17 protein-coding genes are annotated in these 18962 nt (G+C 73.3%); 5 read left to right on the plus strand and 12 right to left on the minus strand.

The features are described 5' to 3' along the window. Positions 1-7: 7 nt before the first annotated feature. Positions 8-868, minus strand: a complete 861-nt coding sequence (locus AC0HI0_RS25600; RefSeq protein ID WP_480926048.1) for a helix-turn-helix domain-containing protein — start codon at positions 866-868, stop codon at positions 8-10. Positions 869-1041: 173 nt separating this feature from the next. Here AC0HI0_RS25600 and AC0HI0_RS25605 point away from each other — a divergent pair, with 173 nt between their 5' ends. Further along, complete coding sequence (locus AC0HI0_RS25605; RefSeq protein ID WP_480926049.1) at positions 1042-1359, plus strand: hypothetical protein; 318 nt, start codon at positions 1042-1044, stop codon at positions 1357-1359. Positions 1360-1942: 583 nt separating this feature from the next. Here AC0HI0_RS25605 and AC0HI0_RS25610 read toward each other — a convergent pair. From AC0HI0_RS25610 to AC0HI0_RS25630, 5 genes are all read right to left on the minus strand, one after another. Beyond that, the gene (locus AC0HI0_RS25610; RefSeq protein WP_480926050.1) at positions 1943-4147 is read right to left on the minus strand and encodes a SulP family inorganic anion transporter; all 2205 of its coding nucleotides are present in this window, start codon (positions 4145-4147) and stop codon (positions 1943-1945) included. 362 nt (positions 4148-4509) lie between these two features. Continuing rightward, the gene (locus tag AC0HI0_RS25615) at positions 4510-5124 is read right to left on the minus strand and encodes a rhomboid-like protein (RefSeq protein WP_480926051.1); all 615 of its coding nucleotides are present in this window, start codon (positions 5122-5124) and stop codon (positions 4510-4512) included. Positions 5125-5148: 24 nt separating this feature from the next. After that, the gene (gene gndA, locus AC0HI0_RS25620; protein ID WP_480926052.1) at positions 5149-6588 is read right to left on the minus strand and encodes an NADP-dependent phosphogluconate dehydrogenase; all 1440 of its coding nucleotides are present in this window, start codon (positions 6586-6588) and stop codon (positions 5149-5151) included. A gap of 85 nt (positions 6589-6673) precedes the next feature. Then, the gene (locus tag AC0HI0_RS25625; RefSeq protein ID WP_480926053.1) at positions 6674-7879 is read right to left on the minus strand and encodes an MFS transporter; all 1206 of its coding nucleotides are present in this window, start codon (positions 7877-7879) and stop codon (positions 6674-6676) included. Positions 7880-7950: 71 nt separating this feature from the next. Then, positions 7951-8547: a LysE family translocator gene (locus AC0HI0_RS25630; protein WP_480926054.1), complete on the minus strand. Its 597-nt coding sequence runs from the start codon at positions 8545-8547 to the stop codon at positions 7951-7953. Positions 8548-8606: 59 nt separating this feature from the next. Here AC0HI0_RS25630 and AC0HI0_RS25635 point away from each other — a divergent pair, with 59 nt between their 5' ends. Next, positions 8607-9116, plus strand: a complete 510-nt coding sequence (locus AC0HI0_RS25635) for an Lrp/AsnC family transcriptional regulator (protein ID WP_480926055.1) — start codon at positions 8607-8609, stop codon at positions 9114-9116. A gap of 7 nt (positions 9117-9123) precedes the next feature. Here AC0HI0_RS25635 and AC0HI0_RS25640 read toward each other — a convergent pair whose 3' ends face one another. Further along, on the minus strand, positions 9124-10224 hold the full coding sequence (locus tag AC0HI0_RS25640; protein ID WP_480926056.1) for a serine hydrolase domain-containing protein: 1101 nt from the start codon (positions 10222-10224) through the stop codon (positions 9124-9126). 40 nt (positions 10225-10264) lie between these two features. Next, positions 10265-11353: a serine hydrolase domain-containing protein gene (locus AC0HI0_RS25645; RefSeq protein WP_480926057.1), complete on the minus strand. Its 1089-nt coding sequence runs from the start codon at positions 11351-11353 to the stop codon at positions 10265-10267. 197 nt (positions 11354-11550) lie between these two features. Between AC0HI0_RS25645 and AC0HI0_RS25650 the strand changes: the two genes are divergently transcribed. Then, the gene (locus AC0HI0_RS25650) at positions 11551-12933 is read left to right on the plus strand and encodes a pyridoxal phosphate-dependent decarboxylase family protein (RefSeq protein ID WP_480926058.1); all 1383 of its coding nucleotides are present in this window, start codon (positions 11551-11553) and stop codon (positions 12931-12933) included. Here AC0HI0_RS25650 and AC0HI0_RS25655 read toward each other — a convergent pair. The 3 genes from AC0HI0_RS25655 to pyk are packed head-to-tail and all read right to left on the minus strand — an operon-like array spanning position 12930 to position 15862. Beyond that, positions 12930-13481, minus strand: coding sequence for a Uma2 family endonuclease (locus tag AC0HI0_RS25655; RefSeq protein ID WP_480926059.1), 552 nt, complete (start codon positions 13479-13481; stop codon positions 12930-12932). The two genes, AC0HI0_RS25650 and AC0HI0_RS25655, sit on opposite strands and share 4 nt — an antisense overlap. Positions 13482-13501: 20 nt before the next feature. Continuing rightward, positions 13502-14428 carry an acyl-CoA thioesterase II gene (gene tesB / locus AC0HI0_RS25660; RefSeq protein ID WP_480926060.1) on the minus strand — a complete coding sequence of 309 codons (927 nt, stop codon included), beginning with the start codon at positions 14426-14428 and terminating at the stop codon, positions 13502-13504. Positions 14429-14437: 9 nt separating this feature from the next. Then, positions 14438-15862 carry a pyruvate kinase gene (gene pyk, locus AC0HI0_RS25665; protein ID WP_480926061.1) on the minus strand — a complete coding sequence of 475 codons (1425 nt, stop codon included), beginning with the start codon at positions 15860-15862 and terminating at the stop codon, positions 14438-14440. Between the two features lie 106 nt (positions 15863-15968). Between pyk and AC0HI0_RS25670 the strand changes: the two genes are divergently transcribed. Further along, entirely contained in the window at positions 15969-16286 is a 318-nt protein-coding gene (locus AC0HI0_RS25670; protein WP_480926062.1) for a VanZ family protein, read from the plus strand. Here AC0HI0_RS25670 and AC0HI0_RS25675 read toward each other — a convergent pair. Continuing rightward, positions 16264-16917: a DUF2461 domain-containing protein gene (locus AC0HI0_RS25675; RefSeq protein WP_480926063.1), complete on the minus strand. Its 654-nt coding sequence runs from the start codon at positions 16915-16917 to the stop codon at positions 16264-16266. The genes AC0HI0_RS25670 and AC0HI0_RS25675 overlap by 23 nt on opposite strands. Positions 16918-16998: 81 nt before the next feature. Between AC0HI0_RS25675 and AC0HI0_RS25680 the strand changes: the two genes are divergently transcribed. After that, the gene (locus tag AC0HI0_RS25680; RefSeq protein WP_480926064.1) at positions 16999-18948 is read left to right on the plus strand and encodes a helicase-associated domain-containing protein; all 1950 of its coding nucleotides are present in this window, start codon (positions 16999-17001) and stop codon (positions 18946-18948) included. The last annotated feature ends 14 nt before the right edge of the window (positions 18949-18962 follow it).

Here is an 18962-nt window from a genome sequence, read left to right on the forward strand (position 1 = left end):
GGGCTGTTCACTCCCCGTCGGCGAGAAGTTCGCGCGCGACCAGTTCGATGAACGCCGCCGAAGCAGCCGGGTCCAAGGACGCCGCGGCCAGTCGCGCGAACAGGTCGGAATACCTGGCGACGTCGGGCGGCTGTTCCAAGTAGACGTCCCCACGAGCGCTTTCGAGGTATACCACGTCCGCATCGGACTTTTCGACAAAGCTCAGGAGAACGAACGGACCGTCCATCGCGGCATGACCGCCATGGGTGAATGGAATGACCTGAAGGGTGACATTGTCGAGTTTTCCGACTTCATTAAGTCGCTGCAATTGGCCACGCATGACCTCGGTCCCACCCACTCGGCGGCGCAGCGCGGCCTCGTCGATCACCACGTGCAGGGTGAGCGGGTCCTGCTCGACCAGCAGCGCCTGCCGGGCGGTGCGCAGCCGGACCCGCCGGTCCACCTCGTCGGGCGGCGCGTCCGGCAGGACGTTCGCGATCAGCGCCCTGGTGTAGCCCTCGTGCTGGAGCAGGCCGGGGATCATCAGGCCCTGGTAGGTGTGCACCGACTCGGCGTCGGCCTCGAACCCGATGTACCGGCTGGGCACCAGGTCGCCGAACTCGTCCCACCACGCCTTGCGCCGGGCCTCCCGGGCGAGCTGGACCAGTTCGTCGAGGGTCTTCTCGTCCGCGCCGTACGCGGCGAGCATGTCCCGGACGTCGCGCGGGGTGACCCCGACCCGGCCGGTCTCGATCCGGCTGATCTTGGACGCGGAGCACTCCAGCCGTTCGCCGACCTCCTCGATGGTGAGGGCGGCGGCTTCGCGCAATCGGCGCAGCTCGCCGACGAGCCGGCGCTTGCGCAGCGTCGGGCTGGTGCCGCGGGGCATCGACGTACCTCCTCGTGGGGTCCGCAACAGATTCTGTGGGTGCGTGCCGGTGGAGCAAAGAGCCGTCATCCATTCGTGTACTGCAACTTGCAGTCGGCCGGTGGACGGTCGCAGGCTGCTGGGGCACAACCGGGAGACCACACCGCCGAGGGTTTCGGGAAGGAGCGCTGGAGATGTCCGTCACGGTCTTCAGCCAGCTCGACAAGTCGCTGCACGAGCACCTGGCGACGCTGGTCCGCCTGGCCACCGCCGGCGACGACGAGACCGCGGTGGAACTCGCCCGCGCCGAGCTGCCCCGCCTGGTGGCGGCGCTCAAGGCGTTGCTGGACGAACACACCCCGGACGAGCACGGCCGGTGCCCGACCTGCCGGAGCAGCCGCTGGAGCCGCCGGCGGCCCGCACCGTGCCGGGCCTACCTGGGCGCGCAGCTCGCGCTGACCGTGGCGGCGGAGTCGCCCGGCGGGCGCAGGCGGCTGCGCAGCGCGGTGTAGCCGCCACCCCGAGGACGAGCGGGCAACCCCCGCTCCGCGCGCCGGGCGGCGCGCCTCCCCCCGATGATCGAGCCCCCATCAGCGCCGCCCGACCGCATCCGCGGTGGAACCGACCCCGCACCCCCCGACGGGGTCGGTTCCGCCGCGGCCCCCGCGCCCCGCCCGCCAGTGGGTTGACCCCTTGGGTTGGTCGGGTTGGTCGGGCTGCACGGGGTCGGCTCCGGCGTTGGTGGCGTGCGTTGGCGTTGCGCCGGTGGAGGTGTTGTCGGAGTCGTCTGGCCTGGGCCACGTGGTGGGGGTGGTTCGAGTGGGCGATGACGCCTGTGCGCAGGGGAACGGACTGGGCTTCGACGGGGTTGGCCCGGGAGGTGTGGGTCGAGCCGTGGTGCGGGCGGATCGACGGCGGCCCGGGCCGCTCGACGGCCCTCGTCCGCGGTTGATCGGCGTGCTCCGACCGGCTCGGCCGTCGATGTCCCCATGCCCGGCGGCGGCGACTGCGCCGCCGGGCATGGATCACCACGAGCCCGCAGCCATGACCGCGTCCGGCGTGTCCCCAACCCGGCGAACGTTCATGGCCAACGCACTAAGCGCGCACCGGCTCCAGGCCGTCGCGCTCCGGGTCGACCAGGTAGACCCGCGCCTCGGAGATGTCGAAGTACATCCCCACCAGCCGCAACGACCCGGCCGCCACCGCCTCGCGCACGCTCGGGTACGCGAGCAGGTTGTCCAGCTGCTGGGCGACGTTGGCCACCGCCAGCCGCTCCACCACCGGCAGTTCCGGCGCGCCCGGCGTGTGGAACCGGATCAGGCTGGAATCGGCCGCGCGCAGCCACGACCACAGCTGCGACCCGGGCCGCGCCGACCCGTTGACCAGGGCCTTCATCGCGCCGCAGTCCGAGTGCCCGCACACCGCGATGGTCTCCACGGCGAGCACCTCCACCGCGTACTCGACCGCCGCGCCCACCGAGTCGTCGCCGTCCACCGGCACCAGGTTGCCGATGTTGCGCACGCAGAACAGGTCCCCCGGCCCGCTCGTGGTGATCAGGTTCGGCACCACCCGCGAGTCCGCGCAGGTGATGAACAGCTGGCGCGGGCTCTGGCCGCGCACCGCCAGCTCCGCCAGGAACGGCCGGACCAGCGGCGCGGCCGAGCGCTCGAACTCGTGCATGCCCCGGATCATCGGGTCGGCGTCCTCGCGCGGCCGGGGCAGCGTCACGGCCCGCCGGCGCTGCCAGTGCGACCACGGCGCGAACCAGCGGGGCAGCGGCGACAGCGGGGTCTTGCTCAGCGCCGGGATGCCCCGGGTCGCCTTGGAGAACCAGGTGTCGTGCACCTCGTCCACCTCGACCTGGCCGCCCAGCCGGACGTACCCGGCGCGCCAGTCGTCGATCGCCTCGAACGCGCCGTGGTCCAGGAAGTCGATGTGCAGCTCCAGCACCACCCGCCGGCCCGGCGGGAGCAGCCGCAGCTCGCGCACCAGCCGGCCCGCGCCGAGGAACACCAGCGAGCCCCGGATCACCACCCGCAGGCCCTCGGCCTCCTCCACGACGAGCACCGTGGAGTGCGTCAGCCGGCACAGCGACCGCAGGGCCGCCGCCGCGACGCCCAGCAGCACGCCCTCGACCAGGCCCAGCGCCACCACGCCCAGCGCGGTGACCGCGTAGGCGGTGAACTCCCCGTGCCGCCAGAGGGTCCGCATCCGGCGCGCGCTCACCAGCCGCACGCCCACCACGAGCAGCACCCCGGCCAGCGCGGCCAGCGGGATCAGCTCCAGCAGTGAGCCCAGCGCCAGCACGAACACCGCGATCCACACGCCGTGCAGCACGGCCGACGCGCGCGTGCGCGCCCCGGCGGCGACGTTGGTCGACCCGCGCGCGATGCCGCCGTTGACCGGCAGCCCGCCCAGCGCCCCGGCGACGGTGTTGGCGATGCCCTGCGCGACCAGTTCGCGGTCGAGGTCGGCGCGCGGGCCGTCGTGCAGCTTGTCCACGGCGACGGCGGACAGCAGCGACTCGACGGCCGTCACCACGGCCACGGTCAGCACGGCGAACGCGATGCCCAGGACCGTGCCCTCGGGCATCCTCGGCAGCACGATCGAACCCAGCGAGCCGGCCGGCAGGTCGACCCGGGCCACGTCCAGCCCGCTGCCCGCCAGCGTCGCGACCAGCACGGCGGCCAGCGGCGCGGGGACGTAGGACGAGCGCGGCACCCTGGGCCACAGCAGCATCACGGCCACCGCGACCACCCCGACCAGCAGCGCGGCCAGGTCGACGGGTGCGATCAGCCGCCCCAGGTTGGCGAGCACCGTCGCGCCCGGCCGGCCGCCCAGCACGACCACGAGCTGCCCGACGGCGATGGTCACGCCGATGCCCGCGAGCAGGCCGTGCACGACCGCCGGCGACAGCGACAGCGCGACCCGGCCGACCTTGGCCAGCCCCGCCAGCACCTGCACCAGGCCGGCCCCGACGGTGATCATCGCGGTGGCCGCCCAGCCGTACTGGGCGATGATCCCGCCGAGGATCAGCACCATGCCGGCGGCGGGTCCGCTGATCAGCAGCGGCGCCCCGCCCAGCGCGCCCACCACGACGCCGCCGACGACCGCCGAGATGAGCCCGGCCAGCAGCGGCGCGCCGGCCGCCGCGGCGAAGCCCAGCGACAGCGGGACGGCGATCAGGAACACCACGATCGAGGCGGGCAGGTCGAAGCGCAGCACCGAGGCCAGGCCGCCCGGAGGGCCGGCCGTGGTGTGCTCGCCGGCGTGGGACTTGTTGGAGCGCGGGCGGTTCATCGCCGTTCCCTTCACTGGCCGTGGCCGCGCCACGGCCGCTGTTCGTGCCATGGCGGCATCGCCCCCACGCCGGGCGGCGCGGGGTACGGGTTGTGGGGTGGAGCGGGGGGTGCGGGGTGGAGAGCTAGTGCGCTAAGGGCAGCGGCGGGCGCGGCCTGAAGGCATCGAGTCCCGGCTCGGCCTCGGCGCGGTGGTAGGGGGTCGCCACGGTGGCACCTCCGTGTCGGCACAGGGGACGTGTCGGCACAGCCCGCGTCGCACAGCTCGCGTCCCCACCATGATGAGGGGAATGTGGCGAGTCTGACAGCGGTTCCACCCGGTCGTGTTGATCTTTCTCTCGAACGTCACCCCAGGTGACGACGTCAACGGCCGGCCGCCGCGTAGACCCGGTGAACGGCGAACGCACCGCAACCCGATCCGATGAACGCGGCGGCTACGTGGCCGATCGCGCCGAACTCGGGGACCGCGCCGTACCAGTGGGCGGTCAGCAGCGGGCAGGCGACCAGCAGCGCCAGCCACGGCCCGCGCAGCACCACCGGGGCGAGCGCGGTGACCGCGCCGGCGGCGGCGAACGCGACGTAGGTGACGCCCAGGTCGGTGACGTGGGTCAGGTCGACGGGGTACGCGCCGGAGGCGGTCACGGCGGCGGTCACCAGGGTCGCGCCGACGTGGCCGACCAGCGCCACTCCCGCCGCGCGCCACGGGCCGACCTCGCGCTCGAAGGCGCCCAGGCACAGCGCCACGGCGACCAGCGCGACCACCGTGAACGCCGCGCCGTCACCGGGGTCGAGCACGAACGCGCTGCCCAGCAGGGCGTTCACCGGGTGGTCGGCCAGATTGTCGGCGTTCGTGCTCAGCGACTCCCGGACCTGCGCCGACATCCCGTCGGCGAAGACGAACCGGACCAGCAGGGCGAGCCCCGCCACGGCGAGCAGGTAGCCCGCCGTGACGGGGTTGCGGCGGAATCGATCACGCACCCGACCATGATCGAGCCGGACGGGTCAGGCGTCCACCTGGGACCGGTCACCCGACCAGCGGGTGTGAAAACTGCCCGGTCGGTCGGTGCGGCGGTAGGTGTGCGCGCCGAAGAAGTCCCGCAGGCCCTGGATCAGCGACGCGGGCAGCCGCTCCGAGCGCAGCCCGTCGTAGTAGGCCAGCGCGGAGACGAAGCCCGGCACGGGCACGCCCGCCGTCACGGCCTTGACCACGACCCGCCGCCAGGCCGCCTCGGCGTCGGCCACGGCGTCCCGGAAGTAGTCGTCCACCAGCAGCGAGGCCAGGTCGGCCTCCTTGTCGTAGGCTTCCCGGATCCGGTCCAGGAACCGGGCCCGGATGATGCAGCCGCCGCGCCAGATCGTGGCCATCGCGCCCAGGTCGAGGTCCCAGCCGTACTCGGCGCTCGCCGCGCGCATCTGGTCGAAGCCCTGCGCGTAGGCGACCACCTTCGAGGCGTACAGCGCCTGCCGCACGTCCTCCACCAACGAGTCGTCCGGCGCCGGGGTCACCTCGGACGCGCCCAGCGCGGCCCGCACGGCGGTGCGCTGGTCGACCCGGCCGGACAGCGAGCGGGCGAACACCGCCTCGGCGATGCCGGTCACCGGGACGCCCAGCTCCAGCGCCTCCTGCACGGTCCAGCGGCCGGTGCCCTTCTGCTCGGCCTCGTCCGCGATCACGTCGACCAGCGCCGCGCCGGTCTCCGGGTCGGTGTGGCCGAGCACCTCGGCGGTGATCTCCACCAGGTAGGACTCCAGGTCGCCGGAGTTCCAGCCGCGGAACACCTCGGCGATCCGCGCCGGGCTCTGGCCGCCGACCCGGTGCAGCAGGTCGTACGCCTCGGCGATGAGCTGCATGTCGGCGTACTCGATGCCGTTGTGCACCATCTTCACGAAGTGCCCGGCGCCGTCCGGTCCGACGTGGACGCAGCACGGCACACCGTCCACCTTGGCCGAGATGGCCTCCAGCACCGGACCGAGGTGGGCGTAGGACTCGGCGGACCCGCCGGGCATGATCGACGGCCCGTTGAGCGCGCCCTCCTCGCCGCCGGAGATGCCGGTGCCGACGAAGTGCAGGCCCGCGTCGCGCAGCGCGGCCTCGCGGCGGCGGGTGTCGGCGTAGTGGGCGTTGCCCCCGTCGATCACCATGTCGCCGGGTTCGAGCAGCGGGACCAGGTCGTCGATCACGGCGTCGGTGGGCGCGCCGGCCTTGACCATGATGATGATCTGGCGCGGGGTCTGGAGGCTCGCGACGAGTTCTTCCAGGGTCTCGGCGGGCACGAAGTCGCCTTCGTGCCCGTGCTCCTCGATCAACGCCTTGGTGCGGGCGGAGCTGCGGTTGTGGACGGCTACGCGGAAGCCGTGCCGGGCGAGGTTGCGCGCCAGGTTGCTGCCCATGACGGCGAGCCCGGTGACGGCGATCCGCGCGGGTGCCTCGGAGGTGGTCATCTGCACAGCCTGCCCAAATCCGGGCGGGCGCGCACGTGTGTGCGGCCCCTCAGTCGCGGTGATCACGGACTCCCGCGAGCACACGTCACCCGGGAGTGGACGACCGCAACCGCAGCACAGCCGCCGTGGCCGCGGCGACCAGGCCGCCGAGCACCATCGCGGTGGCCGGCGACGTGGCGTCCACCACCACGCCGCCGGCCAGCGCGCCGAGCGACAACGTGGCCTGGAACGACGAGGTGAACACCACCGAGGCGGCTTCCGGCGCGTCCGGCGCGGCGCGCGCGAACCAGGTCTGCGAGCACACCGGCACCGCGCCGTAGGCCAGGCCCCACACCACGAGCAGCACGACCGCGCCCACGTCCGACCCGCCGACGACGGGCAGCAGCAGGGTGGCGCCCGCCAGCAGGCCGATCGCCGCCGGGAACGTGCCGCAGCGGTGCGCCCGCGCGCCCGCCAGGAAGTTCCCGACCACCCCGGCCGCGCCGTAGACGAGCAGGTACGCGGTGATCGAGGCCGGGCTCGCGCCGGTGACCTCGCGCAGGAACGGCGTGACGTAGGTGTAGGTCCCGAAGTGCGCGAGGACGACCAGGAAGGTGACCAGCAGACCGGTCCGGACACCGTTGCGCCCCACCAGGTCCCGCAGCACCCCGAGCCGGGTCGCGCGCTGCGCCGGCAGCGGCGGCAGGAACGCGGCCAAGGCCGCCAACACGCCCAGCGTCAGCAGGCCCATCGCCGCGAAGGCGGCCCGCCACCCCCACAGGCCGCCGACGAACGTCCCCGCGGGCACGCCCAGCACCGATCCCAGCGGCACCGCCGCGAACACCGCGGCGGTGGCCGTGCGGACCTTTTCGGACGCGACCAGCCGGCCGGCGAGCCCGGCCGCGATCGACCAGAACCCGCCGATCACCAGGCCCACCAGCACCCGCGACACCATCACCACCCAGAACGTGGGGGCGAGCGCGGCGAGGAGGTCCGCGACGGCCAGCAGCAGGGTCAGGCCGCACAGCACGGCCCGCCGGTCCAGCCGGCCGGCGGTGGCGGTGACCGCTGGCGCGGCGACCGCCGCGACGAGCCCCGGCGTGGTCATCATCAGCCCGGCCGTGCCGGTGGACACGCCGAACTCGGCCGCCATCGGGTTGAGCAGGCCGATCGGCAGGATTTCCGTGGTGACGACGGAGAAGATCCCGGTGGTGACCGCGCCGACGGCGGGCCAGGACCGGGTGCGGACGGGGTTCGCCGAGGCGGTGGGCGTCGATGTGGTGGGCGTCGATGTGGTGGGCACGGTGGGCACGCGCTCAGCCCACCAGCCGGCCACCGCCCGGGTCTGGCGGAAACGCGACGGTCACGTGCCGGGGCGTCGGCTCAGGCGGCGAGGACCGACGCGGCCATGCCGATCAGCGCGGTGCCGCAGAGCCGTTCGAACACCGGCTGCACCTTCGGCCGGGTCAGCAGCCGGGCCAGCCGGCCCGCCAGCGGCACCACGCACGTCCAGAACGCGGCGAACACGCCGACCGTGACGGCGGACAGCAGCGCCGCCTGCGGCAGCGGCGGGGCGTTGGGGTCCATCGCCTGCGGGATCAGGCTCAGGAACGTCAGCATCACCTTGGGGTTGAGCAGGTCGCACAGCACCCCGCGCAGGAACACCGACTTCTGCGACGGCGGGGCGACCGCGATCGTCGTGCGGCGCGAGCGCAGCGTCATCACGCCCAGGTACAGCAGGTAGACCGCGCCGACCGCCTTCACCGCCCACAGCGCGGCGGGCGCGGCGGCCACGAGCGCGGACAGGCCGACCGTCGCCAGGACGCCGTGCACCACCAGGCCGGTCATCACGCCCAGCGCGGTCAGCGCGCCCAGCCGCACGCCGCGCACGGCGTTTCCGGTGACCAGGACGAAGTCCGGGCCGGGGACGATCGTGATCACCACGAGCGCCAGCAGGAAGGAGGTCCAGGCGATGTGCACGGCGGGATCTTCCGGTCGAAGTTCGGCACCCCACCAGGACTTCAGTACAGTGTTCGGTTGTGACGGAAGTAGCCGAACTCGATTCGGTTGACTGGCGCATTCTGGAGGAGTTGCAGAACGACGCCACGCTGCCCAACCGGACCCTCGCCGACCTGGTCGGACTCGCGCCCTCGACGTGCCTGCAACGGGTCCGCCGGCTGCGTGAACTCGGTGTGATCACGGGGTTCCACGCGGTGGTCGACCCGAGGCTGACCGGCCTGCCGCTGGAGGCCGTGGTGTCGGTCAACGTCCGCCCGCACACCCGCCCGGTGGTGGCCGCGTTCCGGGCGTACGTGATGGCCCAGCCGGAGACCCGCTCGCTGTTCCACGTCAGCGGTCAGGCGGACTTCCTGGTGCACATCGCGGTCGCCGACAGCACGCACCTCCAGGCGTTCCTGGTGGACAAGATCGCGTCCCGGACCGAGGTCCGCAACCTGACCAGCTCGGTCGTGCTGGAACGCGTGGAGACCCGCGCCCTGACCCCGCCGCACGACCAGCGCCCGACCCACCGCCGCCGCCGCGTGCCGTGAGCCCCGGTCAGCCGGTGGGGATGCCGAGCAGCCGGGGGCCCGTCACGGTGGCGATCGCGGGGTCTTCCGCGTTCGCCAGCACGACGACCGAGACCTTGGTGTTCGGCAGGATCGCGCTGTAGGCGGTGAAGCCGGGCACGCCGCCCGACGCGTGCACCTCCGGCCGGACGGCGGGGTTGCGGAACACCGCGCCGTAGCCCTGCCGGACCTCGGCGGAGGCCGTGTCGACCTGCGCCGAGGTCAGCCTGCCGCGCACCTCGCTCCCGGCGACCGCGATCGGCCCGGACGCCCCGTCGAGCAGGAACCGGTTCCACAGGTGCAGGTCCGCCGAGGTGGAGGACAGGCCGCGATCGGCGTAGCGGACCAGCGGCGCGGCGTCGGCGGCACGCCCCGCGACGTAGCCCACGGCCCGGCCGGCCGGGCCGTCCTCGTCCCACACCATCGTGGTGGAGTGCATCCGCAGCGGCTGGAAGACGGTGCCTTTCAAGTGCTGCGCGTACGAGGTCGCCGAGATGGCCTCGATCAGCGCGCCCAGCACGACGTAGTCCGTGCCGCTGTGCCGCCACGTGCCGGGTGCCCGTTCGACGGGTTTGCCCTGCAGGTACGCCACGAACTCCTGGTGCGACGGGCGTCGCGCGTCGAGCGCCGCCAGTTCGTCGGGTGCCAGGGCGAGGTAGTCGGGCAGGCCGGACCGGTGCAGCAGCAGGTCGTCCACGGTGATCGGCTGCCACTGCGGCGGGCACGCAGGCAGGTACCGGCACACCGGGTCGGTCGTCTTCAACCGGCCGTGCGCCTCGAAGTTCAGCACGGCGAGCGCGGTGAACTGCTCGGTCACCCCGCCGATCCGGAACCGGGTGTCGAGCGTGTTCGCGCGCCCCGAGGCGGCGTCGGCCGGACCGTACGCCTCGGACAGCAGCCGCTCGTCGAACCGGCGGACGTCCACGACACCGCGGAAGCCGTCCCGCTTCGACCGCTCGTGGAAGTCGTTGAGCCGCTGCCCGACGTTCACCTCGGCGGGCAGCGGTTCCCCGGCCCCGCCGCCGGAGCACGCCGCCAGCAGCACCACCAGGCACCCGAACACCCACGGCGCGCGACGCCGATCCGCCATCCCCCGACCCCTTCCCTCGTTGCCGCGCCCCTGACGGCGGTCAGGAGGCCGAAGTGGCGATGGAGAGCAGCTTGGGCCCCACCTCGCCCGCGTTCCCGTCGGCGGAGTTCGTCAGCACGACCACCGACACCCCGGCATGCTCGCGGATCCCGCTGAACGCCCCGAACCCGGGCAGCGTGCCCGACGCGAGGACCTCGACCCGCACCGAGGAGTTGACCATGCCCGCGCCGTAGCCCTGCATGACGGTCCCGGCGGTCGGGCCTTCCTCCACGCCGGTCAGCCGCAGCCGCGCCTCGGTCAGGCCGAACAGGGGCATGCCGGTGATCAGGTACGCGTTCCAGCGGCTCAGGTCGGCGGCGGTGGTGACCAGGGCGCGGTCGGCGTACCGGGCCGGCGGGCCGGGGTCGGCGACGGGGTCCGCGCCCGCGTAGCCCTCGGCACGCCCGGCCGGGTCGACCTGCTCCCAGTCGATCGAGGTGGCGGTCATGCCCAGCGGGTCGAGCACGGCGGTCTTCAGGTACTCCCCGTACGGCTTGCCCGCGAGGACCTCGACCAGCGCGCCCAGCACGACGTAGTCCGTGGCGCTGTACCGCCACGCACCGGGCGCCCGGTCGACCGGCAGGCCCTGGAGTTGCTCCACGAACCGGAGGTGCGTCAGCCCCCGCGCGGCCGGCTCCCCGCCGGCCGCGGTGAGGTAGTCCGGCAGGCCCGAGGTGTGCAGCAGCAACTGCTCCACCGTGATCGGCCGCCACGCGGGCGGGCACGCGGGCAGGTGCCGGCACACCTGCTCGTTCACCTGCAGCCGGCGGCCGGCCAGCAGCGCCAGCACGGCGAAAGCGGTGAACTGCTCGGTCACCGCGCCGGCCCGGAACCGGGTGTCGACGGTGTTCCCGCGCGACGCGGCGGTGTCGGCCAGGCCGTACGCCTCGGACAGCAGGCGCTCCCCGTTGCGCCGGATGTCCACGACACCGCGAAAACCCTCCCGCTTCAACTTCTCGTGGTACTCGTTGAGCTGCTGCCCGAGGGTCTCCTCGGCCGCGCTCGGCCGCTCGATCCCGCTCTTGGAGCACGCCGAGAGCAGCAGCACCAGGCACACGACCACCCACAGCGCACGACGCCGATCCCCCATGCCGCCCCATCTCCCGGTCCGCCCGATCACCCGCACCGGTGTGACGCCCGCGGCCCGCTCCGGGTTTCGACCCGTGCCACGGCCATTGCGGTGAACCTCCCGGGCCCCGGTGACGCCGGGCACGCACGTGGTCGCGCTGCGCGATCGTGCCCGGACGGACAAGCCGGCCCGCCGGCCCGCCCGTTAGCGTGCGGGGTATGCAGCCTGACGAGTTCCGCCGGATCGGCCACGAGGTGATCGACTGGATCGCCGACTACCGCGAACGGGTCGGCGACCTGCCGGTGCGTTCCCAGGTCGAGCCCGGCTGGGTGAGGTCACAGCTCGCCCCGATCCCCGAGACGGGCGAGGGTTTCGCCGGCCTGCTCGCCGACCTCGACCGGGTGGTGGTGCCGGGCACGACCCACTGGCAGCACCCCGGCTTCTACGCCTACTTCCCGTCCAACGCCTCGCTGCCGTCCGTGCTGGGCGACCTGCTGTCGTCCGGGCTGGGCGTGCAGGGGATGCTCTGGTCGACCTCCCCGGCGTGCACCGAGGTGGAGCAGCACCTGATGGACGAACTGGTGGGCGCGATGGGCCTGCCGGAGCGCTTCACCGGGGGCGGGGTTATCCAGGACACCGCCTCCAGCGCCGCGCTGGTGGCCGTGCTCGCCGCGCTGCACCGGGGTTCGGACAAGTGGCGTCAGTCCGGTGTGGACGGTGACGAGACGATTTACGTGTCGTCCCAGACACATTCGTCGATCGAGCGCGCCGCCCGCCTGGCCGGTCTCGGCGAGGAGGCGGTCCGGTCGATCGCGGTGTCCCCCGACACCCTGGCGATGGACGCCCGCGCCCTGGCCGCGCAGGTCCAGTCCGATGTGGACGGAGGTCGGCGGCCGATCCTGGTGTGCGCCACCATCGGCACCACCGGGACCGGCGCGGTCGACCCGGTGCGGGAGATCGCGGAGGTGTGCGCGCGGCACGGGATCTGGCTGCACGTGGACGCCGCGTGGGCGGGCCCGGCGGCGCTGTGCCCCGAGCAGCGGCACCTGTTCGACGGCCTGGAGCACGCCGATTCGTTCTGCGCCAACGCCCACAAGTGGATGCTGACCGCGTTCGACCTGTCGCTGTTCTGGACCGCGCACCCCGACGTGCTGGTGGACGCCCTGACCATCCTGCCCGAGTACCTGCGCAACAGCGCCACCGAATCGGGCGCGGTGGTCGACTACCGCGACTGGCAGGTCCCGCTGGGCAGGCGCTTCCGGTCGTTGAAGCTGTGGTCGACGCTGCGCTGGTACGGGCTGGAGGGCGTGCGGGCGCACCTGCGCGGCCACGTGGAACTGGCCGGGCTGCTGGAGTCCTGGGTGTCGGCCGACGAGCGGTGGGAGCTGGTCGTCCCGCGCTCGCTGTCCCTGGTCACCCTCGCCCACCGCGACGGCGACGACGCCACCCGCGCGGCCATGGACGCGGTGAACGCCGAAGGCAGCGCGTTCCTCACCCACACCGTGGTGAACGGCCGGTTCGCGATCCGGGTGGCGATCGGCGCGGAAGCGACCCGCGAGCACCACGTGCGCGCGATGTGGGACGCCCTGCGCGACGCCTAGCGGGACAGCAGCGCGGGGAGGTCGAGCGCGACCGGGAACGGACTCGGCACCTCGACCCTCCCCGTGCCGCCCGCGACGTGCTCGTAGACCCCGTCGACCAGGCTGAACGCGACCAGCGCGGTCGGGTCGTCCAGGTCGAGCAGCCAGTAGTGCGCGATGCCCGCCTCGGCGTACTCGATCGGCTTCGCGATCCGGTCCGTCCGGCCGGTGCCCGGCGAGACGACCTCGACCGCCAGCACCACGTCCTCCGCGGCGCAGCGCGCGGGGTTGTCCGAGGCGAACGGCGTCGTCACCACGACCACGTCGGGCACCCGCACGGTGACCGGCGGGAGGGGGTCGACCAGGACCTCCACCTGCGGCACCGCGACGTACCCGTCCGGCAGCTGCCCGTCGATCCGCTCCGCCAGGCGGAAGACCGCCTTCTGGTGGTCGGCCGGCGGCGCGGGCCGCGCCAGCAGCACACCCTCCACCAGCTCGAAGTTGCGCGTCCCGGTCCCGGGCAGCGCTTCCCAGTCTGCCAACGCCAACAGGCGGTCCGGCCACTCCACGGCGCACACCGTAGCGGGCGCTACGGCAGCACGCGCAGCAGCCCTTCCTGCACGACCGTCGCCACGAGCCGGCCGTCCTGGGCGTAGAACCGCCCGGTCGCCAGCCCGCGCGCGCCCGACGCCGACGGGGACTCGCAGTCGTAGAGGAACCACTCGTCGGCCCGGAAGCGCCGGTGGAACCACATCGCGTGGTCCAGGCTCGCGCCGAGCACCTTGTCCGTGCCCCAGTACACGCCGTGGCGCACCAGGACCGAGTCGAGCAGCGTCAGGTCCGACGCGTAGGCCAGCACGCACACGTGCAGCAGGTCGTCGTCCGGCAGCTTGCCGCCGGCCCGCATCCACACCTGGCTGCGCGCCTCGCCCGGACCGTCCTCGCGCGCCCGCCACGGCGGCTCGGTCACGTAGCGGATGTCGATCGGCCGGGGCAGCCGCGCCATGCCGACCTTCTCCAGGTACCCGGCCGCCGACTCGGCGTAGGTCGGCAGCGTCTCGGGCGCGGGCACGTCGGGCATCGCCTCGAAGTGGTCCATGCCCGGCTCGTCGAGCTGGAACGACGCGGAGAGCGTGAAGATCGCCTTGCCGTGCTGCACGGCCACCACCCGCCGGGTGGTGAACGACCGCCCGTCGCGGATCCGGTCCACTTCGTACACGATCGGGACCGTCGGGTCACCGCCCCGGATGAAGTACGAGTGCAGCGAGTGCACCCGGCGCTCCGCCGGCACGGTCCGGCCGGCCGCGACCAGCGCCTGGCCGGCCACCTGGCCGCCGAACACCCTCATCGGCGACTCGGCGGGCGACACGCCCCGGAAGATGTTCTCCTCGATGCGCTCCAGGTCCAGCAGCGCCACCAGGCGGTCCAGCACGGGCTGCCCGTGCGGGACGCCGTCGGTGTCCAGCGGGAGGTCCGCGTAGCCGGCGGCAGCGGCGGCACGGGCAGCCTCTGTCACGTCCTACCCCTAAGCGTGGTCGTCCTCTCCGAGCCGGTGCACCCGGATGAGGTTGGTGGAGCCGATGGTGCCAGGCGGGGAGCCTGCCACGACGACGACCAGGTCACCGGGCTGGTACCGGCCGATGTGCAGCATCGACATGTCCACCTGGCGGACCATCTCGTCCGTCGAGTCCACCTTAGGCACCAGGAACGTCTCGGTGCCCCACGTGAGAGCAAGCTGACTGCGCACGCTCTGCTCCGGCGTGAACGCCAGCAGCGGCAGGTGCGTGTGCAGCCGGGCCAGCCGGCGCACCGTGTCGCCGGACTGGGTGAACGCGACCAGGGCCTTGGCGTTGAGCCGCTCGCCGATGTCGCGGGCCGCGTAGGAGATGACGCCGCGCTTGGTGCGCGGGACGTGGGTCAGCGGCGGGACCTGCACGGACTCGGTCTCCACGGCCTCGATGATCCGGCCCATGGTCTTGACCGACTCGATCGCGTACCGGCCGACCGAGGTCTCGCCGGAGAGCATCAGCGCGTCCGCGCCGTCGAGCACGGCGTTGGCGACGTCGGAGGTCTCGGCGCGGGTCGGGCGCGAGTTCTGGATCATCGAGTCGAGCATCTGGGTGGCCACGATCACCGGCTTGGCGTTCTCCCGGGCGATCTGGATCGCCCGCTTCTGCACCAGCGGCACGTGCTCCAGCGGCAGCTCCACGCCCAGGTCGCCGCGGGCGACCATGACGCCGTCGAAGGCCAGCACGATGGCTTCGAGGTTGTCGACGGCCTCGGGCTTCTCGATCTTGGCGATCACCGGGCGGCGGCCGTGGCCGACCCGGTCCATCACCTGGTGCACCAGGTCGATGTCGGCCGGCGAGCGCACGAAGGACAGCGCGATGAAGTCCACGCCCAGGTTCAGGGCGAACTCCAGGTCGTCGATGTCCTTTTCGGACAGCGCCGGCACCGAGACGTCCATGCCGGGCAGCGAGAGGCCCTTGTTGTTGCTGACCGGGCCGCCCTCGGTGACCTCGCACACCACGTCGGGGCCCTCGACGTCGGTGACCACCAGGCCGACCTTGCCGTCGTCCACCAGCAGCCGGTCGCCGACCTTGGCGTCCTTCGACAGCTCCTTGTACGTGGTGGACACCCGGTCGTGGGTGCCCTCGACGTCCTCGACGGTCACCCGGACGACGTCACCGGTGCGCCACTCGACGGGGCCGTGGGCGAACCGGCCGAGCCGGATCTTGGGGCCCTGGAGGTCGGCGAGGATGCCCACCGCGCGCCCGCTCTCGTCCGATGCGGCGCGGACGAGGTCGTAGACCTGCTTGTGGTCGGCATGGCTGCCGTGGCTGAAATTCATCCGGGCCACGTCCATACCGGCCGCCACCAGCTCGTTGACCTTGTCCTCGGTCGCGGTGGCGGGGCCCATCGTACAGACGATCTTCGCGCGTCGACTCACGTTCCGAGAGCCTAGTCCCTGTCACTGGACCGATCAGGATGTACCGGGAAGTAATCTGCCGGAAACAGGCACAATCGGGCTCGTGAGCCGCAGAATCCTTCCGTTCGTGACCGCTGTGTTGCTCAGCGTCATCATCCTGTTCACCCCTCAGTCAGGTGTCCCGGACTCCCCGGCGGGCACCGACAAGGTGGTGCACGTCCTGCTGTTCGCGCTGCTCGCGGGCACCGGCCTGTGGTCGCGGCTGCCCCGGGTCCCGCTGCTGGCGGGCCTGGTCGCGTACGCCGCGGTGTCCGAAGTGCTCCAATGGCTGATCACCCCGCTGGGGCGCAGCGGCGACCCGCTGGACGCCCTGGTGGACGTGGCCGGTGTCGCCCTGGGCTGGCTGGTGGCGCGGCTGGCGTTCAGCGGAAGCCGATCTCGCTGAGCCCGACGTGGTCGGCGCACCAGTCCACGAACGGGGTCACCTCGCGCCACGCCCGGCGCACCCGGTCGAGGCACCCCGGCTCGTGCAGCACGTCGTCCGGCGGCCAGCTGCGCGCCGCGAACAGCCGCTTGTGCTTGAGCAGCCCGATCCGGGGGTGCTCGGGGTCGAACCCGCGCGGCGCGCGCTTGAGCTGGTCGCCGCGCACCTCCCAACCGGCCTTGGTCAGCTTCGCCAGCGCCTTCTCCAACGCCTGCCCGCGCACGTCGTCCACGACCGACTCGCGGTACCGGGCGAGCTGGTCGGAGGCCATCGCGAACGACCCGCCGCCGACGAACAGCCCCTCCGGGCCGATCTGGACGTAGTGCGCGCCGCCGCCCCGGCCGAGTTCGACCACGCCGCCGCAGTGCGTCTTGTACGGCGTCTTGTCCTTGCTGAACCGGACGTCCCGGTACGGCCGGAACACCTTGCCCTTGCCGAACTCGGGCTCCAGCGCGGCCAGCAGCGCCTCCATCGGCGCGCGCACGTCGGACTGGTAGGTGTGCTTGTGGTCGTCCCAGTAGGCCTTGGAGTTGTCCCCCTCCAGCCCGTCGAAGAAGTCGATGGCGTACTCGCCGAAGCCGGTGAATTCCACGGCGGACAGCTTACGGCCGCCGGTCCGCACCCCCGGTCGCGTGGAATGACCGCCCGGTGACAGGCCGTGCATAATCGGCGCGTGGGTAGGAAATCGGCGCTGGCCAGTTGGCTGCACGAACTCGACGCTCAGGACATCCGGGACATCCTCGCGCTGCGCAAGGACGCGGCGGACACCCATCCCCACTCGCTGCGCGGGCTGGCCGACGAGCTGACCGCTCCGGCCTCGCTCAAGCGCGCCGTGGACGGCCTCGACCGGGGGTGCCGCGACGTGCTGGACGCGGTGCTGCGGCTGGGCGAGGCGGCGACACCGGACGCCGTCGCGGAAAGCTTGCGCTGCAACGGGAAATCGTCCCGCACGGAACTCAAGCGGGCGTTGGAGCGGCTGCGCGCGCACGCCCTGGTGTGGCCGGCCGGCGACCGGCTGCGGACGGCGACCGGGCTGCGTGCGGCCGACGGCGACCCGCCCCGGCGGATCACCCCGCCGCCGCGCGCGCCGCGCCGGACCGGGCAGCACAAGGGGTTCGCCGACCGGGCCGCGATCCACCCCGCCACGTCCACTGTGGACGGGATAACGAGGCTGGTCGAACTGTGTGACAACGATGTCATCACCACGCGCAGCGGAGTCGGGGTGCGCGAGCTGCGCCGGATCGCGGGCGCGCTGCGGGTCGACGAGACGCGCACCCGGCTGTGGCTGGAGCTGGCCGTGGAGGCGCGGCTGCTCGCCGTCGCCGACCCGGACCGGCGGGTGCTGCCCACGACCAGGTCGGACGACTGGCGCGGCGCGTCGCCCGCGGACCGGCTGGCGGAGCTGGTGCGCGCCTGGCCGAGGATGACCTGGACGCCCGCGAAGCCCCGGCCGGCGCTGGCCGAGCAGGTCTCCGAGCACGGCGACGCGACGCGCCGGGGCGTGCTGGAGCAGTACGCGGACCTGGCCGAGGACGAGGCGTTCGAGCACCGCCACGAGGTGGTCGCGGACCTGGTGTGGGCCCGGCCCGCCGCGCACAACCCGCAGACCACCGAGGCTGCGCTGGTCGAGGCGGAGACGATCGGGCTGGTCGCGCTGGGCGCGCTGACCACGCTGGGCCGGGCCGTGCTGACCGGTGACGAGTCGCGGGCTGCGGCCGGGTTCGTGCCGCCCGCGGCGGTCAAGGCGCACCTGAGACCCGATCTCACGGCGGTGGCGGCCGGACCGCCCGGCCGGGAGCTGAGCGCGGCGCTGGAGCTGGTGGCCGACCCGGCGGAGGGCGGCTGGCGGTTCACCGCGGCCGGCGTGCGGCGGGCGCTGGACGCCGGGCACACCCCGGACGAGGTGCTCGCGCGGCTGGCCGACATCGCCGAGCACGGCGTGCCGCAGACCCTGGAGCGGCTGGTCCGCGAGGTGGCCCGGCGGCACGGCCAGGTCACCGTGACGTCGGTGGCGTGCTGCGTGCGCGCGGACGACCCGCACCTGCTCAGCGAGATCGCCGGGCACCGGTCGCTGGTCCCGCTCGACCTGCACCGGCTCGGCCCGACCGTGCTGGCCTCGGCCAAGCCCGCCGGCGAGACGCTGGCGCTGCTGCGCGCCGCCGGCTACGCGCCCACCACGGCCGGTCCGGACGGCCGCGCGGTGCTGGAGCGGGTGCCGCGCCGCCGGGTCGAGCCGCCGGGCCGCAAGATCGGGTCGTGGCGGCCGTGGCGCGCGCCGCTGACCGACCAGGAGCTGAGCCGGCTCGCGGTGGCCCTGGTGGAGCGGGAGCGCCCCCGGCCGAAGTTCGTGCCGCCACGCGCGGAATCGCGCCGGATGGGCGCGGCCCGGCTGTTACGCGACCAGTCGCTGGTGCTGCGCGATTCCGAGGTGGTGCTGCTGGCCGAGGCGCTGGTCACCGGGACGTCCGTGGAGATCGACGTGGCCTGCGGCCCGCGCGCGACGAGCCGGCACGTCGTCACGCCGGTCGACCACGCGGCGGGCGACCTGACCGCGAAGGACCGGTCCGGGGTGACGCACGAGTTCCCGGTGAGCCACATCCGGTCGGTGAAAACGGTCGGTTGACCCGTTCGCGAGGC

The sequence above is a fragment of the Saccharothrix sp. NBAS 001 genome (assembly GCF_056640475.1).